This window comes from Pseudomonas sp. UM16, from assembly GCF_050312595.1.
Lineage (GTDB): Bacteria > Pseudomonadota > Gammaproteobacteria > Pseudomonadales > Pseudomonadaceae > Aquipseudomonas.
The window spans coordinates 202,538-219,443 of record NZ_JBNPJT010000008.1; the positions used below are offsets into that span (position 1 = coordinate 202,538).

Sequence of the window (16,906 nt, forward strand, 5' to 3'; positions counted from 1 at the left end):
CCGCGGCTTTGCCGCGGCCACGGTGATCTGGCAGCTGACTCAGGTGTTCTGGGTTGGCGGCCTGTGGATGCTGCATTTTGGTTTATTGCCGGCGTTGGGAAAAGTTGGTCTGGCGCCGCTGTTGATCGAAGATATTGGCAGCCTGATGGCTTCTTTACTGGTGGCCTTTGCGGCGTTTTGCGCAGGTGTGCAGGTAATGGTGCTGGTTCAGGCGCAGGGCCTGGCCAGTTTGTGGCGGGACATGCGTGGGCAGTTGCTTTTGATGGCGATGCTGGCGTGCATGGCGTATTTCGCCTTGCGCGTGGGATTGCCGCAAGAGCTGCGCTGGCAATTGTTCTGTTATCTGGTGCTGGGGCTTACCGGCTTGCTGTTGGTCATGCAGCCGGTGCCGGGCAGGGCGCGCCGGGCGCGCCACTGACCGCGGCGAACATCACTTGTAACGATGGATGTTCGACAACTGCTTGTTCGGCTGTGGATTGCGGCGGTAGATCAGCGCCTTTTTGCCGATGGTCTGCACCAGTTCGGCGCGGCCTGCTTTGCACAGCGCGGCGATTGCGGCAGCACGTTCTCCCCGGTCTTCCGAACGAATCTCGACCTTGATCAGTTCATGATCGGCCAGAGCGCGTTCGAGTTCGGCGATAACGCCTTCAGTCAGCCCATTGCCTGCCACAATCAGAACTGGTTTCAGATCGTGGCCAATGGATTTGTACTGTTTCTTCTGCTCGTTATTGAGCGGCATAATCTGACCCTTGTGTCTGATTCTGTAAAAATGGCGGCCATTTTACCCGAGGGCCCGTGGATCCGCCCAGTTAATCACGACCCTTATCATCGAGGTGCCCAATGGCGCGTTCCAAGACAAGCCTTGGCTGGCTGAAAGAACACTTTAACGACCCTTACGTCAAAAAGGCGCAAAAGGATGGTTATCGCTCGCGTGCGAGCTATAAATTGCTGGAAATCCAGGAAAAGTATCGTTTGATCCGCCCTGGCATGAGTGTGATCGACCTGGGTGCGGCCCCCGGTGGCTGGTCGCAGGTGACCAGTCGTCTGATCGGCGGTCAGGGCCGCCTGATCGCCTCTGACATCCTGGAAATGGACAGCATTCCGGATGTCACCTTCATTCGCGGTGATTTTACCCAAGACGAAGTGTTGGCGCAGATTCTTGAGGCGGTCGGTAATTCACACGTAGACCTTGTGATTTCCGATATGGCCCCCAATATGAGTGGTACACCTGCCGTGGACATGCCCAAGGCCATGTTTTTGTGCGAGCTGGCGCTTGACCTGGCAACCCGGGTACTCAAGCCCGGTGGTGATTTTGTGATCAAGATTTTCCAGGGCGAAGGGTTTGACGTGTATCTGAAAGATGCCCGTAAAAAGTTCGACAAAGTCATAATGCTCAAACCAGATTCCTCGCGGGATCGCTCCCGTGAGCAGTACATGTTGGCGAGGGGTTATCGCGGCGAGTAAGGCTTCAGGCCGGTGGCTTTCAGGGTGTCCGATAGTTATTTCCAATCGGCTGTCCTGCCTGACCTGGATGAACATCGTGTAGTCTAGGTTTCACAAAGGGTTACAGACGGCGCCTGCAGATGTGTAGGTTATGTAGTAAGTTAGGCCGGTGAATATCATGCGAGGCACGGCTGCGCCGTCAGCCGGCTTCAGAGGGTAGCTAATTGAACGATATGGCAAAGAACTTGATCCTGTGGTTGATCATCGCGGCTGTCCTGGTGACGGTGATGAACAACTTCTCCAGCCCGAATGAGCCGCAGACCCTCAACTATTCCGACTTCATTCAGCAGGTCAAGGATGGCAAGGTCGAGCGCGTAGCGGTCGATGGCTATGTCATCACTGGCAAGCGCACCGATGGCGATAGCTTCAAGACCATCCGTCCTGCCATTACCGACAACGGCCTGATCGGTGATCTGGTCGACAACCATGTCGTGGTCGAAGGCAAGCAGCCTGAGCAACAGTCCATCTGGACGCAACTGCTGGTCGCCAGCTTCCCGATCCTGGTCATCATTGCCGTGTTCATGTTCTTCATGCGCCAGATGCAAGGTGGTGCCGGCGGCAAAGGCGGGCCGATGAGTTTCGGTAAGAGCAAGGCGCGCCTGCTCTCCGAAGATCAGGTCAAGACCACCCTTGCCGATGTCGCCGGTTGCGATGAAGCCAAGGAAGAAGTCGGTGAGTTGGTAGAGTTTTTGCGTGATCCGGGCAAGTTCCAGCGCCTGGGTGGTCGTATTCCGCGTGGTGTGCTGATGGTTGGCCCGCCAGGTACTGGTAAAACCCTGTTGGCCAAGGCCATTGCTGGTGAGGCCAAAGTACCGTTCTTCACTATCTCCGGTTCTGACTTCGTCGAAATGTTTGTCGGTGTGGGTGCCAGCCGTGTTCGCGACATGTTCGAACAGGCCAAAAAGCACGCACCGTGCATTATCTTCATCGACGAGATCGATGCTGTCGGTCGCCATCGTGGCGCTGGTATGGGTGGCGGTCACGACGAACGTGAGCAGACCCTCAACCAGTTGCTGGTAGAGATGGATGGCTTCGAAATGAATGATGGCATCATCGTCATCGCCGCGACTAACCGTCCGGACGTGCTCGACCCAGCCTTGCTGCGTCCAGGCCGTTTCGACCGTCAGGTTGTGGTTGGCCTGCCGGATATTCGTGGCCGTGAGCAGATCCTCAAGGTGCACATGCGCAAAGTGCCGGTAGGCGAGAACGTCAACCCAGCAGTCATTGCCCGTGGTACCCCTGGTTTCTCCGGTGCTGACCTGGCCAACCTGGTCAACGAAGCTTCGCTGTTTGCTGCCCGTGGTGGTAAGCGCGTCGTCGAAATGAAAGAGTTCGAGCTGGCCAAAGACAAGATCATGATGGGCGCCGAGCGCAAGTCCATGGTCATGTCCGAGAAGGAGAAGCAGAACACTGCTTATCACGAAGCCGGTCATGCCATCGTCGGTCGTGTCGTGCCTGAGCATGATCCGGTCTACAAGGTCTCGATCATCCCGCGTGGTCGTGCCTTGGGTGTCACCATGTTCCTCCCTGAAGAGGACCGTTACAGCCTGTCCAAGCGTGCGCTGATCAGTCAGATCTGCTCGCTGTATGGCGGCCGTATCGCTGAGGAAATGACCCTGGGCTTTGACGGTGTGACCACCGGCGCGTCCAACGACATCATGCGTGCCAGCCAGATTGCCCGGAACATGGTCACCAAGTGGGGCCTGTCGGAAAAACTGGGGCCGCTGATGTATGCCGAGGAAGAAGGCGAAGTGTTCCTGGGTCGCAGTGCCGGCTCGCAGCACGCCAGTGTCTCCGGCGAAACGGCCAAGCTGATCGATTCCGAGGTGCGTAGCATCATCGATCAGTGCTATGCCACCGCCAAGCAGATTCTTACCGACAACCGCGACAAGCTCGACGCCATGGCTGACGCCTTGATGAAGTACGAGACCATTGATGCCGAGCAGATCGACGACATCATGGCGGGTCGTACTCCGCGCGAGCCACGTGACTGGGAAGGTGGCTCGGGTACTTCGGGCACGCCTGCGCAGCAGGGGGATCGTCCGGAAACACCGATCGGCGGCCCAGCGGCGCAAATCTAAGGGCTCATATGACCTCACAGCAGTACCCAGCCCGGTTGCCTTGCGGCAACCGGGTTCTTGATTTGTCTCGTACCCATGTCATGGGTATTCTCAATATCACTCCCGATTCCTTTTCCGATGGCGGCCGCTTCAATCAGCGTGATGCAGCATTGCGTCATGCCGAGGCTATGGTCGCGGCCGGTGCCACCCTCATCGATATAGGTGGAGAGTCCACTCGGCCAGGTGCCAGAGCGGTTTCAGCGCTTGAAGAGCTGGAGCGAGTGGCGCCGATGGTCGAAGCGATCAATCGGGAGCTGGATGTGATCATTTCTGTCGATACTTCGACGCCCGCGGTTATTCGAGAATCGGCCAGGCTGGGCGCTGGGTTGATCAATGATGTCCGCTCGCTCAGTCGTGATGGCGCCCTGGATGCGGCAGCGGCTACTGGTTTGCCAGTGTGCCTGATGCACATGCGCGGTGAGCCGGGCGATATGCAGAACGATCCGCATTACCAGGATGTCACCGCCGAAGTAGCGAGCTATCTTGAACAAAGGATGGCGGCGTGTGCGGCGGTGGGTATCGATGCCGAGCGGATCATCCTTGACCCGGGCTTTGGCTTTGCCAAGACGCTTGCGCACAACCTCAGCCTCTTCAAGCACATGGAGGCCCTGTATCGCCTTGGGCGGCCATTGCTGGTGGGCGTTTCGCGCAAAAGCATGATTGGCCAGACCCTCGACCGTCCGGTTGAGCAGCGACTCTATGGCAGCCTGGCTTTGGCTGCATTGGCGATGACCAACGGTGCGAGCATTCTGCGCGTTCACGATGTCGCCGAAACCGCCGATGTAGTGCGGATGATTGCAGCGGTTCAAGCCGCCGAATAAGCGTGATGGAGCATCTATGAGCAGAAAATATTTTGGTACCGACGGTATTCGTGGTCGTGTCGGTGAATACCCGATCACTCCTGATTTCATGCTCAAGCTCGGTTGGGCTGCGGGCATGGCCTTCCGCAAGCAGGGTGCCTGCCGGGTGCTGGTCGGCAAGGACACGCGTATTTCCGGCTACATGTTCGAGTCCGCGCTAGAGGCCGGCTTGTCGGCCGCAGGCGCTGATGTGATGTTGCTCGGGCCGATGCCGACCCCGGCTATCGCCTACCTGACCCGGACCTTCCATGCCGAAGCTGGCATTGTTATCAGTGCTTCGCACAATCCGCATGACGATAACGGTATCAAGTTCTTCTCTGGCCAGGGCACCAAGCTCCCAGATGAAGTCGAGCTGATGATCGAAGAGTTGCTTGATCAGCCGATGACGGTTGTCGAGTCGAGCAAGCTGGGCAAGGTTTCGCGAATCAACGATGCTGCCGGGCGCTATATCGAATTCTGTAAAAGCAGCGTACCGAGTAGCACCGACTTTGCCGGCCTCAAGCTGGTGGTCGATTGCGCGCATGGCGCCACTTACAAGGTCGCGCCTAGTGTGTTTCGCGAGCTGGGTGCCGAGGTCACAGTGCTATCGGCACAGCCGGACGGCCTGAACATCAATGAGAACTGTGGTTCGACCCATATCGAGTCGTTGCAGGCGGCGGTGCTGGTCGGGCATGCCGACTTGGGGATTGCCTTCGATGGTGACGGCGACCGGGTGCTGATGGTTGACCATACGGGGGCCATCGTCGACGGTGACGAGCTGCTGTATATCATCGCTCGTGACCTGCAGGAGCGTAACAAGCTCCAGGGTGGGGTGGTGGGGACCCTGATGAGCAATCTGGGCCTTGAGCTGGCGCTCAAAGACCTCGATATCCCTTTCGTGCGTGCCAAGGTTGGTGATCGCTACGTAATGGCTGAGTTGCAGGCGCGTGAATGGCTGCTCGGTGGTGAGAACTCCGGGCATGTGGTGTGCTTCAATCACACCACTACCGGTGATGCGATCATTGCCGCGCTGCAGGTGCTGATGGCCCTCAAACGTCGCGAAGAGACGCTCGCCCAGGCCCGTCAGGGGCTGCGCAAGTGCCCGCAGGTACTGATCAATGTGCGCTTTGGTGCGAGCAAGGTCGATCCGCTGGAACATCCTGCAGTCCAAGAGGCCAGTGCCCGGGTGACCGAGGAAATGGCCGGGCGTGGCCGGGTGTTGCTGCGCAAGTCCGGAACAGAGCCGTTGGTGCGGGTTATGGTCGAGGGCGACGATGAAAGTCAGGTTCGCGCGCATGCCGAAGCCCTGGCAAAACTGGTAAGTGAAGTTTGCGTTTGAAATACGCTTGCCAGCAGTGATCGGGTTGGGTAACATCTGCGCCCACTTTGACCGACGAGGTACAGCATGCGTCGCCCTATGGTAGCTGGTAACTGGAAGATGCACGGTACCCGCGCCAGCGTCGCTGAGCTGATCAATGGCTTGAGTAATCTAGCCTTGCCGAGCGGTGTTGAGGTCGCGGTGTTTCCTCCTTCGTTGTACATCAGCCAAGTGGTTGATGGGCTAGAAGGTAAGTCGATCACCGTTGGCGCTCAGAATTCTGCGGTAGAGCCTGCACAAGGCGCGCTGACCGGTGAGATTGCACCGAGTCAGTTGGTTGATGCAGGTTGCGGGCTGGTATTGATTGGGCACTCGGAGCGTCGCCAGATCATTGGCGAGAACGACCAGGTCCTCAATCGCAAGTTCGCTGCAGCACAGGCTTGTGGTTTGAAGCCGGTGCTCTGTGTAGGGGAAACCCTCGAAGAGCGCGAAGCAGGTAAAACGCTTGAAATTGTCGGGCGTCAGTTGGGCAGCATCATCGAAACTTTCGGTGTTGAGGCCTTCGCCAATGCGGTGATTGCTTATGAGCCTGTATGGGCCATTGGTACAGGGCTGACGGCCTCGCCACAGCAAGCGCAGGATGTGCATGCAGCCATCCGCGCCCAGTTGGCGGCAGAGAATGCCGAAGTTGCACAGAATGTGCAGCTTCTATACGGCGGCAGCGTGAAGGCGGCCAATGCGGCTGAGCTGTTCGGCATGCCGGATATCGATGGGGGCCTGATTGGTGGGGCTTCCCTGAATGCAGACGAATTCGGTGCAATTTGTCGCGCCGCAGGAAACTGAAAAATGCTGGAAACAGTCGTTGTAGTTTTTCATCTGTTGGGCGCACTGGGTTTGGTAGTGCTGGTGTTGCTGCAACAGGGTAAAGGTGCGGAAGCGGGTGCATCTTTCGGCGCAGGTGCTTCAAATACTGTGTTCGGAAGCCAAGGTTCTGCTACCTTTCTGAGTAAGTTTACTGCTATACTAGCTGCCTCTTTCTTCTTAACTGCTCTTGGGTTAGGATACTTTGCTAAAGAGAAAGCTCATGAGCTGACTCAAGTAGGGTTGCCAGATCCAGCGGTATTGGAAGTGAAGCAGCAAAAGCCGGCAACAGATGATGTACCGGTGCTCCAGGAGCAGAAGAGCGAAGCCACTAATACTGGCGATGTTCCTCCCGCTCAAGAGCAGAAGTAACGGGTTTCAAAGTAGTATTGCCGAGGTGGTGGAATTGGTAGACACGCAACCTTGAGGTGGTTGTGCCCATAGGGTGTAGGGGTTCGAGTCCCCTTCTCGGTACCAATTGAAACAAGACAGCCCGCTACAGCGGGCTTTCTTGTAGGTGGAGGTTAGATTGACCCTAATAGGGTTCGGTCGTATACTTTCGCCCCAGCTTTGTCGCGGGGTGGAGCAGTCTGGTAGCTCGTCGGGCTCATAACCCGAAGGTCGTTGGTTCAAATCCAGCCCCCGCAACCAGTTTCAGCGGAGCCCCTTTTGCAGGGGCTTTTTCTTGGCTGAACAGTCATAACGCCGGTATTCAACGGCGTATCAGGGATGGGCGCTTTGCCCATTTTTTATTTGCATAGCATGCACGAGGGGGTTCAGGTGTCGAGCAAGCTAGAACAGTTGCAGGCCTTGTTGGCCCCGGTGGTCGAGGCTCTTGGCTATCAATGCTGGGGGATCGAATTCATCTCTCAAGGCAAACATTCGGTACTGCGTATCTATATCGATAAAGAGGATGGAATCCTGGTTGATGACTGCGCGATTGTCAGTCGTCAGATCAGCGGTGTTCTCGATGTCGAAGATCCGATCAGTTCTGAGTACACCCTTGAAGTGTCCTCTCCTGGCATGGAACGCCCACTGTTCACTTTGGAACAGTTTGCTTCGCATGCCGGCGAACAAGTGAAGATCAAGCTGCGTACGCCCTTTGAAGGTCGTCGTAACTTTCAGGGCCTTCTCCGTGGCGTGGAGGAACAGGATGTGGTTGTTCAGGTAGACAACCAAGAGTTTCTGTTGCCGATCGATTCGATCGACAAGGCCAACATTATTCCCAGTTTTGACTGAGACGTGCCGGGTCCCGCGGACCGCGCGGATCCAATGGCTTGCGAAAGGCGAGGCGTACGATGAGCAAAGAAGTACTGCTGGTTGTTGAGTCGGTATCCAACGAAAAAGGCGTACCGGCCAGCGTAATTTTTGAAGCGCTGGAAGTGGCTCTGGCCACTGCAACCAAAAAACGTTTTGACGACGAAGTAGACCTGCGTGTGGAAATCAACCGCCACACCGGTAGCTACGAAACCTTCCGTCGCTGGACGGTCGTCGAAGAAGCGGATCTGGATGATCCAGCAATCGAAGTCTGGCCTGCCAAGATTCAGGAAACCCATCCTGAAGCCAAGGTCGGCGACGTGATCGAAGAGAAGATCGAATCGATCGAGTTCGGCCGCATTGCTGCCCAGACCGCCAAGCAAGTCATCGTCCAGAAGGTCCGTGAAGCCGAGCGCGCGCAAGTGGTAGATGCTTACCGCGAGCGCCTGGGCGAGATCATCTCTGGTACCGTCAAAAAGGTCACCCGTGACAACGTCATCGTTGACCTGGGCAATAACGCCGAGGCGTTGCTGGCCCGTGAAGACATCATCTCTCGCGAGACTTTCCGTGTCGGCGTGCGCCTGCGTGCACTGCTCAAGGAAATCCGCACCGAGAACCGTGGCCCGCAGCTGATCCTGTCGCGTACCGCGCCACAGATGCTGATCGAACTGTTCCGCATCGAAGTGCCGGAAATCGCCGAGGGCCTTATCGAAGTCATGGCCGCGTCCCGTGATCCGGGTTCGCGTGCCAAAATCGCCGTACGCTCCAAGGACAAACGCATCGACCCGCAAGGTGCCTGTATCGGCATGCGCGGTTCGCGTGTCCAGGCAGTGTCCGGTGAACTGGGCGGCGAACGTGTGGATATCGTCCTCTGGGACGACAACCCGGCACAGTTCGTCATCAACGCAATGTCGCCGGCTGAAGTCGCGGCGATCATCGTCGATGAAGATGCCCACGCCATGGACATCGCCGTGGGAGCCGACAATCTGGCTCAAGCGATTGGCCGTGGTGGCCAGAACGTGCGTCTTGCCAGCCAGTTGACCGGCTGGACCCTGAACGTGATGACCGAATCGGACATCCAGGCCAAGCAGCAAGCTGAAACCGGTGACATCCTGCGCAACTTCATCGACGAGCTGGAAGTCGACGAAGAACTGGCACAGGTACTGGTCGATGAAGGCTTCACCAGCCTGGAAGAGATTGCCTACGTACCGTTGGAAGAAATGCTCAACATCGACGGCTTTGACGAAGACATCGTCAATGAGCTTCGTGCTCGTGCCAAGGATCGCTTGTTGACCAAAGCCATCGCTACTGAGGAAAAGCTGGCAGACGCCCATCCGGCCGAAGACCTGCTCTCGCTTGAGGGTATGGACAAGGATTTGGCGATGGAACTGGCGGTGCGCGGCGTAGTTACCCGCGAAGACCTGGCCGAGCAGTCGATTGATGACCTGCTCGACATCGACGGCATCGACCAAGAGCGTGCCGGCAAGTTGATCATGGCCGCCCGAGCCCATTGGTTCGAGTAATTAGGCGCGGCCTGAGGAGAGAAGTGCATGACGCAAGTCACGGTGAAAGAATTGGCCCAAGAGGTCGCTGCACCGGTAGAGCGCCTGCTGCAGCAGATGCGTGAGGCAGGTCTGCCGCACACCGACGCCGGTCAGGTAGTGACCGACAATGAGAAGCAGGCTTTGCTGGCTCATTTGAAAAGCAGCCACAAGGCGAAGGTGGAAGAGCCGCGCAAGATCACTTTGCAGCGCAAGACCACCAGCACCCTGCGTGTTGCCGGTAGCAAGAGCATCAGCGTAGAAGTACGCAAGAAGAAAGTATTCGTTCAGCGCAGCCCGGAAGAAATCCAGGCCGAGCAGAAACGCGAGCAGGAAGAGCGCCGTGCAGTGGAAAACGCTGCCCGTGAAAAAGCCGATGCCGAAGCACGTCAGCGTGCCGAAGAAGAAGCTCGTCGCCAGCCAGCTGGCGCGACTGCCGCACCTGTTGCTGCCCCGGTTACCCCGGCTCCGGCCCCGGTGATCCAGACCGCTGACGCCGCTCCGGCGCCGGTTGCCGACCGTAAGAAAGACGACGTGCGTCGCAACGACAAGTCGCGTGACGACGATCGTCGTGGTGGCGAGCGCCGTAACGAAGCGCCACGCGTTTCGGTCAAGGTCAAGGAAAAGGAAAAGGCGCCAACTCCGCGTGCCGCTCCGCGTACCACCGACGAAGAAAGCGATGGCTTCCGTCGCGGTGGCCGTGGCAAGGGCAAGCCGAAGAAGCGCAATGCCCACGGTTTCCAGAACCCGACCGGTCCGGTTATTCGTGACGTGCAGATCGGCGAGACCATCACGGTTTCCGATTTGGCCAGTCAGATGTCCGTCAAGGGCGCTGAAGTGGTCAAGTTCATGTTCAAGCTGGGCACCCCGGTGACCATCAACCAGGTGCTCGATCAGGAGACAGCTCAGCTGATCGCCGAAGAGCTGGGCCACAAGGTCACCCTGGTCAGCGATACCGCTCTGGAAGATTCCCTGGCTGAGTCGTTGAAGTTCGAAGGTGAGACCTTCTCCCGTGCACCAGTCGTGACCGTAATGGGCCACGTTGACCACGGTAAGACCTCGCTGCTCGACTACATCCGTCGTGCCAAGGTAGCTGCTGGCGAAGCCGGTGGTATCACCCAGCACATCGGTGCTTACCACGTGGAAACCGACCGCGGCATGGTCACCTTCCTCGATACCCCAGGTCACGCCGCGTTTACCGCCATGCGTGCCCGTGGTGCCAAGGCCACCGACATCGTGATCCTGGTGGTCGCGGCGGACGATGGCGTGATGCCGCAAACCCGTGAAGCTGTCCAGCACGCCAAGGCCGCTGGTGTTCCACTGGTGGTTGCCGTGAACAAGATCGACAAGCCAGGCGCTGACCTCGATCGTATCCGCAACGAGCTGTCCGTCGAAGGCGTGACCTCCGAGGACTGGGGTGGAGACACGCCATTCGTCAAGGTTTCGGCGAAGATGGGTACAGGTGTCGACGAACTGCTTGAAGCCGTTCTGCTGCAAGCTGAGATCCTCGAGCTCAAGGCGACTCCTTCGGCCCCGGGTCGTGGTGTCGTGGTCGAGTCGCGACTGGACAAGGGCCGCGGCCCAGTGGCCACGGTGCTGGTTCAGGACGGTACCCTGCGTCAGGGCGACATGGTCCTGTGCGGTTCGAACTACGGCCGTGTACGGGCCATGCTCGACGAAAACGGCAAACCTGTGAAGGAAGCCGGCCCGTCGATTCCAGTCGAGATCCTCGGCCTGGATGGCACACCGGACGCTGGTGATGAGCTGAGCGTTGTGGCTGACGAGAAGAAAGCCCGTGAAGTTGCCCTGTTCCGTCAAGGCAAGTTCCGTGAAGTCAAACTGGCTCGCGCACACGCTGGCAAACTCGAAAATATCTTCGAGAACATGGGCCAGGAAGAGAAGAAGACCCTCAACATCGTCCTCAAGTCCGATGTTCGTGGTTCTCTCGAAGCTCTTCAGGGCTCCCTGAGCGGTCTGGGCAACGACGAAGTACAGGTTCGCGTGATCGGTGGCGGTGTCGGTGGTATCACCGAAAGCGACGCCAACCTGGCCCTGGCTTCCAATGCAGTACTGTTCGGCTTCAACGTGCGTGCCGATGCCGGTGCGCGCAAGATCGTCGAGCAGGAAGGTCTGGATATGCGTTACTACAACGTGATCTACGACATCATTGAAGACGTCAAGAAAGCCCTGACCGGTATGCTCGGCAGCGATGTTCGCGAGAACATCCTGGGTATCGCCGAAGTGCGTGACGTGTTCCGTTCGCCGAAGTTTGGCGCCATCGCGGGCTGTATGGTCCTCGAGGGTGTGGTCTACCGCAACCGTCCAATCCGCGTACTGCGCGAGGACGTGGTGATCTTCGAAGGCGAGCTGGAATCGCTGCGTCGCTTCAAGGACGATGCGTCCGAAGTGCGTGCCGGCATGGAATGCGGTATCGGCGTGAAGAGCTACAACGACGTCAAAGTCGGCGACAAGATCGAAGTCTTCGAGAAGGTCCAAGTGGCTCGTACGCTTTAAGCATCGAGCATGGGAGGCGCGAAACGCCCGTCGCAAGGCGGTCGTCAGCAACTCTGAACGCAACGCCCGGTCAGGCTCAAGCCTGGTCGGGCGTTTGCCGCTTTAGTTACAGGTAGCAAAAATGGCAAAAGAATATAGCCGTACCCAACGCATTGGCGATCAGATGCAGCGCGAGCTGGCTCAACTGATTCGTCGCGAAGTCAAAGATCCACGTGTGGGCCTTGTGACCATCACTGCCGTCGACGTCAGTCGTGATGTTGGCCACGCCAAGGTGTATATCACCGTGATGGGCGAGGACAGCGCTGAAGACATCAAGCAAAGCCTGAAAGTGCTCAATTCCGCTGCAGGTTTTCTGCGTATGCAATTGGGCAAGGAAATGAAACTGCGCAGCGTGCCGCAACTGCATTTCCACTATGACGAAAGCGTGACTCGCGGTGCCCATCTGTCGGCACTTATCGAGCGTGCTGTTGCCGAAGATAGCCAGCACCAGGGCGCCGATACCCCGGACACCAAGGAGTAAGCGGTGGCCCAGGTCAAACGTATCCGTCGTAACGTCAGCGGTATCATCCTGCTCGACAAGCCGCTGGGGTTCACCTCCAACGCTGCCTTGCAGAAGGTGCGCTGGCTGCTCAACGCCGAGAAAGCAGGTCACACCGGCAGTCTCGACCCGCTGGCCAGTGGCGTACTGCCACTGTGCTTCGGTGAAGCCACCAAGTTCTCGCAATACCTGCTCGACTCTGACAAGGGTTACGAGACGGTCATGCAATTGGGCCAGACCACGACTACCGGTGACGCCGAAGGCGAAGTGCTGAAAACCCGCGACGTGACCGTTGGTCGCGCCGATATTGAAGCGGTTCTGCCACAATTTCGTGGTGAAATCAGTCAGATACCGCCGATGTACTCCGCCCTCAAACGCGACGGACAGCCGCTGTACAAGCTTGCCCGTGCAGGTGAAGTAGTGGAGCGCGAGGCGCGTTCTGTTACTATTAACCGCTTGGAATTGCTCGAGTGCGAAGGCACCCGTGTTCGACTGTCGGTCGGTTGCAGCAAAGGCACCTACATCCGCACCCTGGTCGAAGATATCGGCGAGGTACTCGGTTGTGGCGCTTATGTCGCTGAACTGCGTCGTACCCACGCGGGGCCTTTTGAACTGGCTCAGACCGTGACCCTCGAAGAACTCGAAGCGGTCCACGCCGAAGGCGGCAACGAGGCGATCGATCGCTTCCTGATGCCCTCGGACAGCGGTCTGCAGGACTGGCCTCTGCTGCAGTTTTCCGAGCACAGTGCGTTTTACTGGCTGCACGGTCAACCGGTCAGAGCACCCGACGCGCCGAAGTTCGGCATGGTTCGGGTACAAGATCACAACGGTCGCTTCATTGGTATCGGTGAAGTGAGCGAAGACGGGCGCATCGCGCCGCGTCGATTGATTCGGTCAGAATGATCGAAACCTTCAGTGTCAGGCTTTGGCCTGGCACTGGTGGCATAGAGGATGGCTGTTAATAGGCACGGTTACGCCTCACTTTTTTAATACAGGGATTTGTCCCTGGCCTATTGGAAACCGTTTTTCGGTTTCCCTTGATTTGGAGAAGCCAAATGGCACTCAGCGTTGAAGAAAAAGCAAAGATCGTTGGCGAATACCAGCAAGCTGCCGGTGATACCGGTTCGCCAGAAGTGCAGGTTGCACTGCTGACCGCCAACATCAACAAGCTGCAAGGCCACTTCAAGGCCAACGGCAAAGACCACCACTCCCGTCGTGGTCTGATCCGCATGGTTAACCAGCGTCGTAAGCTGCTGGACTACCTGAAGGGCAAAGACACCACTCGTTACAGCGCCCTGATCGGTCGCCTGGGCCTGCGTCGCTAATAGCGGCCTGGTCAGTGGTGTGCACGGCGTGCTGCATTCTTCGCTTCCGACGCCTGGCGTCGGCAGCGATGAGCACGCCGCGCGTATCTATGAGGTTGGCTGTCTGCCTCGCCTGAGCGGTTTACCGCAAGGGCAGGGCAGGCTCCCAACCTCTAGTTTTATCTGGACGGTCAATGGGGCCGACTCCCCGTTCTGCCCAAGAATTCGCAAGAACCAGTTCCCCCAGAGCCACTGAAGAAGGTAGGAAACCGTGAACCCGGTAATCAAGAAATTCCAGTTCGGTCAATCGACCGTTACCCTCGAGACGGGCCGTATTGCTCGTCAAGCGTCCGGCGCCGTATTGGTCACCGTCGACAACGATGTCACCGTACTGGTGACCGTGGTCGGTGCCAAACAGGCCGATCCAGGCAAAGGATTCTTCCCCCTGTCCGTTCACTATCAGGAAAAGACCTACGCCGCCGGCAAGATCCCTGGTGGTTTCTTCAAGCGTGAAGGCCGTCCTTCCGAAAAAGAAACCCTGACCTCGCGTCTGATCGACCGTCCGATCCGTCCGCTGTTCCCAGAAGGCTTCATGAACGAAGTGCAGGTTGTCTGCACCGTCGTTTCCACCAGCAAGAAAACCGATCCGGACATCGCTGCGATGATCGGTACCTCGGCTGCCCTGGCAATCTCCGGCATTCCGTTCGAAGGCCCGATCGGTGCCGCGCGCGTTGCTTTCCACGAAAGCACCGGCTACCTGCTGAACCCGACTTACGAGCAACTGGCTGCTTCGAGCCTGGACATGGTCGTTGCCGGTACCTCCGACGCCGTGCTGATGGTTGAATCGGAAGCCAAAGAGCTGACCGAAGACCAGATGCTGGGCGCTGTACTGTTTGCCCACGACGAATTCCAAGCTGTCATCCAGGCCGTCAAAGAGCTGGCTGCCGAAGCCGCCAAGCCTACCTGGGACTGGACTGCCAAGGCCGAGAACACCCCACTGCTGAGCGCCATCCGTGGCGAATTCGGTGCTGCGGTTTCCGACGCTTACACCATCACCGTCAAGGCCGACCGTTACGCTCGCCTGGGTGAGCTGCGCGAGCAAGTGATCGCCAAGTTCGCTGGTGAAGAAGGTCAACCGACCGCTGCTGAAGTCAAAGAAATCTTCGGCGAAATCGAATACCGCACCGTTCGCGAAAACATCGTTAACGGCAAGCCACGTATCGACGGCCGCGACACCAAGACTGTACGTCCGCTGAACATCGAAGTAGGCGTTCTGCCGAAGACTCACGGTTCGGCTCTGTTCACCCGTGGTGAAACTCAGGCCCTGGTCGTTGCGACCCTGGGTACTGCACGTGACGCGCAGCTGCTGGACACCCTGGAAGGCGAGAAGAAAGACCCTTTCATGCTGCACTACAACTTCCCGCCGTTCTCGGTAGGCGAGTGTGGTCGTATGGGCGGTGCAGGTCGTCGCGAAATCGGTCACGGCCGTCTGGCCCGTCGTTCGGTTCAGGCCATGCTGCCAGCCGCTGACGTGTTCCCGTACACCATCCGTGTGGTATCGGAAATCACCGAATCCAACGGCTCCAGCTCCATGGCTTCGGTCTGTGGTGCCTCCCTGGCCCTGATGGACGCCGGTGTACCGATGAAGGCACCGGTTGCCGGTATCGCCATGGGTCTGGTTAAAGAAGGCGAGAAGTTCGCTGTTCTGACCGACATCCTCGGTGATGAAGACCACCTGGGTGACATGGACTTCAAAGTAGCCGGTACCGCCAAAGGTGTTACCGCGCTGCAGATGGACATCAAGATCAACGGCATCACCGAAGAGATCATGGAAATCGCCCTGGGCCAGGCCCTGGAAGCGCGCCTGAACATCCTCGGTCAGATGAACCAGATCATCGGTCAATCCCGTAGCGAACTGTCGGAAAACGCTCCGACCATGATCGCCATGAAGATCGACACCGACAAGATCCGTGATGTTATCGGTAAAGGCGGCGCAACCATTCGTGCCATCTGCGAAGAAACCAAGGCTTCGATCGATATTGAAGACGATGGCTCGATCAAGATCTTCGGTGAAACCAAAGAAGCTGCTGAGGCTGCTCGTCAGCGCGTTCTGGGCATCACTGCTGAAGCCGAGATCGGCAAGATCTACATGGGTAAAGTCGAGCGCATCGTTGACTTCGGTGCCTTCGTTAACATCCTGCCGGGTAAAGACGGTCTGGTACACATCTCCATGCTGAGCGATGCTCGTGTCGAGAAAGTGACCGACATTCTCAAAGAAGGTCAGGAAGTCGAAGTACTGGTACTGGACGTGGACAACCGCGGTCGTATCAAACTGTCGATCAAAGACGTTGCTGCGGCCAAGGCATCCGGCGTCTAAGCGGGAAGTGTTGAAGAAAAGGACCCTTCGGGGTCCTTTTTTTATGTTCGCTACAATGTCCTTGCGGACTTGCATCTTGCACGCAAGATTTTGTCCGGGCTTGCAAATTGCATGATCGAGGTTTTTTCAGCTTGCCCTAACCTATTGATTCGTTGAGTTTTTTTTATTAACTAAAACTGGCACAGGCCCTGCAATAGTTTACATACCCCTGCTGCCAGGACTTACGGCGCAGACTTTTCGAAAAACAGGAGTGTCTCGTATGAAGAAGTTCGCTATTGCTGCTGCTACTGCCACCGCCCTGACGCTGACTATGGCTAACGCGGCATTCGCCGCTCAGCAGGCGTCCCATACTCCCCTGATGCTGGCTGCTGGCGAGGTCACCGAAGCCAAGGAAGATGTTTCCGATACCTGGATCACCACCAAGGTCAAATCTGATCTGATGACGGAGAAAGGCATTCCAGGTACTGACATCAAGGTTGAGACCAACAAAGGGGTGGTTTCCTTGTCTTCCGATGTCACTCTGAGCGATGCGCAGAAAGATACCGCAGTGGCCCTTACTAAGAAGATTAAAGGCGTGAAAGACGTTTCGGCTGATGGCCTGAAATCCAACTAACGTCACGGTTTGTCCCGACTCGCTGACCTTCAAAGGTTCATGCGAAAGACCAAAAGGATTTGGTCACCCAAAGCCCCGGCACTGGTTGCCGGGGCTTCTTTTTTGGGGGAGTTGGCCTTGT

At 57.5% G+C, this 16,906-nt stretch carries 16 protein-coding genes and 2 tRNA genes; 17 read left to right on the forward strand and 1 reads right to left on the reverse strand.

The annotated features are described in order from the left end of the window. Positions 1 to 22: 22 nt before the first annotated feature. Positions 23 to 418, forward strand: a complete 396-nt coding sequence (locus ACQRAX_RS11870; protein ID WP_412040330.1) for an MFS transporter — start codon at positions 23 to 25, stop codon at positions 416 to 418. Positions 419 to 430: 12 nt separating this feature from the next. Here ACQRAX_RS11870 and ACQRAX_RS11875 read toward each other — a convergent pair whose 3' ends face one another. Further along, entirely contained in the window at positions 431 to 739 is a 309-nt protein-coding gene (locus ACQRAX_RS11875; protein ID WP_412040286.1) for a YhbY family RNA-binding protein, read from the reverse strand. A gap of 101 nt (positions 740 to 840) precedes the next feature. On the opposite strand from ACQRAX_RS11875, the gene rlmE reads away from it, so the two are divergent. The 16 genes from rlmE (at position 841) to ACQRAX_RS11955 (ending at position 16,785) form a co-directional block, all read left to right on the forward strand. Continuing rightward, on the forward strand, positions 841 to 1,464 hold the full coding sequence (rlmE, locus tag ACQRAX_RS11880; protein WP_045182759.1) for a 23S rRNA (uridine(2552)-2'-O)-methyltransferase RlmE: 624 nt from the start codon (positions 841 to 843) through the stop codon (positions 1,462 to 1,464). A 212-nt stretch (positions 1,465 to 1,676) separates the two neighbouring features. Beyond that, complete coding sequence (gene ftsH / locus ACQRAX_RS11885) at positions 1,677 to 3,584, forward strand: ATP-dependent zinc metalloprotease FtsH (protein WP_412040287.1); 1,908 nt, start codon at positions 1,677 to 1,679, stop codon at positions 3,582 to 3,584. Between the two features lie 8 nt (positions 3,585 to 3,592). Further along, positions 3,593 to 4,444 carry a dihydropteroate synthase gene (gene folP / locus ACQRAX_RS11890; RefSeq protein ID WP_412040288.1) on the forward strand — a complete coding sequence of 284 codons (852 nt, stop codon included), beginning with the start codon at positions 3,593 to 3,595 and terminating at the stop codon, positions 4,442 to 4,444. 16 nt (positions 4,445 to 4,460) lie between these two features. Continuing rightward, positions 4,461 to 5,801 carry a phosphoglucosamine mutase gene (gene glmM, locus ACQRAX_RS11895; RefSeq protein WP_412040289.1) on the forward strand — a complete coding sequence of 447 codons (1,341 nt, stop codon included), beginning with the start codon at positions 4,461 to 4,463 and terminating at the stop codon, positions 5,799 to 5,801. Positions 5,802 to 5,867: 66 nt separating this feature from the next. Continuing rightward, positions 5,868 to 6,623 (forward strand): triose-phosphate isomerase, encoded by a 756-nt coding sequence (gene tpiA / locus ACQRAX_RS11900; RefSeq protein WP_412040290.1) that lies wholly within the window; start codon positions 5,868 to 5,870, stop codon positions 6,621 to 6,623. A gap of 3 nt (positions 6,624 to 6,626) precedes the next feature. Next, positions 6,627 to 7,013 carry a preprotein translocase subunit SecG gene (secG, locus tag ACQRAX_RS11905; RefSeq protein WP_412040291.1) on the forward strand — a complete coding sequence of 129 codons (387 nt, stop codon included), beginning with the start codon at positions 6,627 to 6,629 and terminating at the stop codon, positions 7,011 to 7,013. 19 nt (positions 7,014 to 7,032) lie between these two features. Continuing rightward, positions 7,033 to 7,118 (forward strand) — tRNA-Leu (locus ACQRAX_RS11910). 97 nt (positions 7,119 to 7,215) lie between these two features. Beyond that, positions 7,216 to 7,292, forward strand: a tRNA-Met gene (locus ACQRAX_RS11915). A 129-nt stretch (positions 7,293 to 7,421) separates the two neighbouring features. Beyond that, positions 7,422 to 7,880 (forward strand): ribosome maturation factor RimP, encoded by a 459-nt coding sequence (gene rimP / locus ACQRAX_RS11920; protein WP_400170284.1) that lies wholly within the window; start codon positions 7,422 to 7,424, stop codon positions 7,878 to 7,880. A gap of 59 nt (positions 7,881 to 7,939) precedes the next feature. Continuing rightward, complete coding sequence (gene nusA / locus ACQRAX_RS11925; RefSeq protein WP_412040292.1) at positions 7,940 to 9,421, forward strand: transcription termination factor NusA; 1,482 nt, start codon at positions 7,940 to 7,942, stop codon at positions 9,419 to 9,421. A gap of 27 nt (positions 9,422 to 9,448) precedes the next feature. Beyond that, a complete protein-coding gene (gene infB / locus ACQRAX_RS11930; protein ID WP_412040293.1) occupies positions 9,449 to 11,953 on the forward strand; it encodes a translation initiation factor IF-2 in 2,505 nt (834 codons plus the stop codon). 121 nt (positions 11,954 to 12,074) lie between these two features. Next, complete coding sequence (gene rbfA / locus ACQRAX_RS11935) at positions 12,075 to 12,473, forward strand: 30S ribosome-binding factor RbfA (protein ID WP_412040294.1); 399 nt, start codon at positions 12,075 to 12,077, stop codon at positions 12,471 to 12,473. Between the two features lie 3 nt (positions 12,474 to 12,476). After that, complete coding sequence (gene truB, locus ACQRAX_RS11940) at positions 12,477 to 13,394, forward strand: tRNA pseudouridine(55) synthase TruB (protein WP_412040295.1); 918 nt, start codon at positions 12,477 to 12,479, stop codon at positions 13,392 to 13,394. A gap of 152 nt (positions 13,395 to 13,546) precedes the next feature. Further along, positions 13,547 to 13,816 carry a 30S ribosomal protein S15 gene (gene rpsO / locus ACQRAX_RS11945; RefSeq protein WP_010222985.1) on the forward strand — a complete coding sequence of 90 codons (270 nt, stop codon included), beginning with the start codon at positions 13,547 to 13,549 and terminating at the stop codon, positions 13,814 to 13,816. 250 nt (positions 13,817 to 14,066) lie between these two features. Continuing rightward, positions 14,067 to 16,172, forward strand: a complete 2,106-nt coding sequence (gene pnp / locus ACQRAX_RS11950; protein ID WP_412040296.1) for a polyribonucleotide nucleotidyltransferase — start codon at positions 14,067 to 14,069, stop codon at positions 16,170 to 16,172. 259 nt (positions 16,173 to 16,431) lie between these two features. Then, positions 16,432 to 16,785, forward strand: a complete 354-nt coding sequence (locus ACQRAX_RS11955) for a BON domain-containing protein (protein ID WP_412040297.1) — start codon at positions 16,432 to 16,434, stop codon at positions 16,783 to 16,785. Positions 16,786 to 16,906: the final 121 nt, after the last annotated feature.

Bases quoted from the DNA above. Each gene is read 5' to 3' on its own strand.
- ACQRAX_RS11875 (WP_412040286.1), bottom strand. From the start codon at position 739: ATGCCGCTCAATAACGAGCAGAAGAAACAGTACAAATCCATTGGCCAC.
- rlmE (WP_045182759.1), top strand. From the start codon at position 841: ATGGCGCGTTCCAAGACAAGCCTTGGCTGGCTGAAAGAACACTTTAAC.
- ftsH (WP_412040287.1), top strand. From the start codon at position 1,677: ATGGCAAAGAACTTGATCCTGTGGTTGATCATCGCGGCTGTCCTGGTG.
- folP (WP_412040288.1), top strand. From the start codon at position 3,593: ATGACCTCACAGCAGTACCCAGCCCGGTTGCCTTGCGGCAACCGGGTT.
- glmM (WP_412040289.1), top strand. From the start codon at position 4,461: ATGAGCAGAAAATATTTTGGTACCGACGGTATTCGTGGTCGTGTCGGT.
- tpiA (WP_412040290.1), top strand. From the start codon at position 5,868: ATGCGTCGCCCTATGGTAGCTGGTAACTGGAAGATGCACGGTACCCGC.
- secG (WP_412040291.1), top strand. From the start codon at position 6,627: ATGCTGGAAACAGTCGTTGTAGTTTTTCATCTGTTGGGCGCACTGGGT.
- nusA (WP_412040292.1), top strand. From the start codon at position 7,940: ATGAGCAAAGAAGTACTGCTGGTTGTTGAGTCGGTATCCAACGAAAAA.
- infB (WP_412040293.1), top strand. From the start codon at position 9,449: ATGACGCAAGTCACGGTGAAAGAATTGGCCCAAGAGGTCGCTGCACCG.
- rbfA (WP_412040294.1), top strand. From the start codon at position 12,075: ATGGCAAAAGAATATAGCCGTACCCAACGCATTGGCGATCAGATGCAG.
- rpsO (WP_010222985.1), top strand. From the start codon at position 13,547: ATGGCACTCAGCGTTGAAGAAAAAGCAAAGATCGTTGGCGAATACCAG.
- ACQRAX_RS11955 (WP_412040297.1), top strand. From the start codon at position 16,432: ATGAAGAAGTTCGCTATTGCTGCTGCTACTGCCACCGCCCTGACGCTG.